We start from the raw sequence: 1729 nt of genomic DNA, 5'->3' as shown, positions 1-1729 counted from the left end.
GTTACCCTCAGAATGACACTCCTCACTTAAGGAAGGATTTTTCAGATTCTTCGCTTCACTGACGTTACGCTCAGAATGACACACCTCACTTTCCGCCTCCTCAGCCCGTTGGAACCAAGCCAGAATAAAATTCCGTACTTGCTTGCTGCTAAACTCCTGAGTTTTGAAATTCTGGAAGTCAAGCAGATTTTTGGTGCTAGCATCCCAGACATTCAACCGACAAGTTAACACAACTCGCGCCGCACCAAGTTTGCTAATATCTTGGCTAATCTTATTTAAAGCGTCAACAGAAGATGCAGCTTGCATCTCATCCAAACCATCCAGCAGAAACCACACCCGCTGTAGTTGCAACAATTCTTGCAGTTGGTTTGGTGTGATTGGATTTTCCAGCCAACGGTTCAGCAAGTATTCTTTCAGGGTGTCTCCAGATAAATTGCTCAAAGGAATATAGATCGGCAAGGCGTCATGCTCTTTTAAGTACTTACCTATCTTTTCCAGCAAGGTAGACTTTCCCGCTCCTGGTTCTCCGATAATGGCTATCTTCTTGCCTTTGGTGTTGGAATCATCCCCAATCACCTCTGTCAGAAATTTTTCGTGCTCATAAGTCGTCTTGATAACTTCCTCAGTCAATTGATACGCAAGCATTCCCTTTTCCGGTGAGATATCCTCACTGCGGCGGGGCTGTTGTTTGCGCTCAACAAGTCCTAAAGGTACATAAATATCGAGTTCAAATCCCCTTGCTGTTGCTAGCCGTCGTTGACGATTAACATCGAGTTGCTGTTGGAATTTGTTTTGGCAGACTTCGCGCCAATTGATAGGAGTTGACTTTACCGGATTCTCCCCGTCGGGCGACTGCAGTCAAAAAGTATTGGTTTGATTTATTGTAATATTCTGTGCCTGATTGAGATTGTTAATTTTTTCTGCCAGCTTTGCTAAGTTTTGAATAGTTGGCTGTTGAGAATTAACTGTATTTGCGACTTCTTCAACTTGCGGAGCCAGTTTTGGATCAGCTTTCGCTGCTGCTTCTACTTCCACAACTCCTTGAGCAATTTCTGGATCTTTGTCTGCTGCTGCTTTCAGTTCCAGCACGGCTTGTCCATAATCTAAGCGTTGCTGTTCGTTACCTTCCGTAGCATTGGTGAGTAATGGTAATTTATTCTTATCACGAAGTTGTTCAATTAACTTGCGACTTTGTTGCCATGCAGCATCTCCAAGATTTTCGCCAGTTTTCTCCAGTGCTTTTGTGAGAAGTAGGGTGGCGATCGCCGTAGCCACAGCCGTCAGAGTGACTGGTTCCATAAATCATTTTATAGTAGATATTTCTTATTACATATACCTTAGCATCCACTAGTTTTTCGGAATGAGATCTTGCAGTTACCCAGTCCGTTTTAACTGAGATCTTGCACCATTCTCAATAATCGGGAGGCTGAGCCTCCCAACCCTCGTTCCCAGGCTGAGCCTGGGAACGAGATATCGAGGCTCTGCCTCGTTGTTGATACTGGTGCAAGATCTGAATTTTAACGGACTTAAGCTCTTAGCCCCAGAATTTATTTATTGGCGGACGAAAATATTTTGCACCTCACCTTTGCGCAGGCGCAATAACACAAATTAAATAAGATTGCAATATCAAAACCTCGTGGACGAGTCTTTTACACTCGTGGACGAGTCTTTTATACTCGTGGACGAGTCTTTTACACTCGTGGACGAGTCTTTTACACTCGTGGACGAG

2 protein-coding genes are annotated in these 1729 nt (G+C 44.1%); both read right to left on the bottom strand.

Annotation, left to right across the window (positions count from 1 at the left end):
• Positions 1–645: NACHT domain-containing protein (locus tag DP117_RS10440; protein WP_169218246.1), on the bottom strand; the 645-nt coding region annotated here is incomplete at its 3' end.
• A gap of 213 nt (positions 646–858) precedes the next feature.
• On the bottom strand, positions 859–1299 hold the full coding sequence (locus tag DP117_RS10435) for a hypothetical protein (RefSeq protein WP_169218245.1): 441 nt from the start codon (positions 1297–1299) through the stop codon (positions 859–861).
• Between the last annotated feature and the right edge of the window lie 430 nt (positions 1300–1729).

It is taken from the genome of Brasilonema sp. UFV-L1, from assembly GCF_012912105.1.
Taxonomy (GTDB): Bacteria; Cyanobacteriota; Cyanobacteriia; order Cyanobacteriales; family Nostocaceae; genus Brasilonema.
The sequence above is the reverse complement of the archived record's forward strand: the minus strand, read 5'-3'. Positions and strand labels throughout refer to the sequence as shown.

Coding starts and splice junctions, on each gene's coding strand:
- DP117_RS10435 (WP_169218245.1), bottom strand. CDS start 1,299: ATGGAACCAGTCACTCTGACGGCTGTGGCTACGGCGATCGCCACCCTA.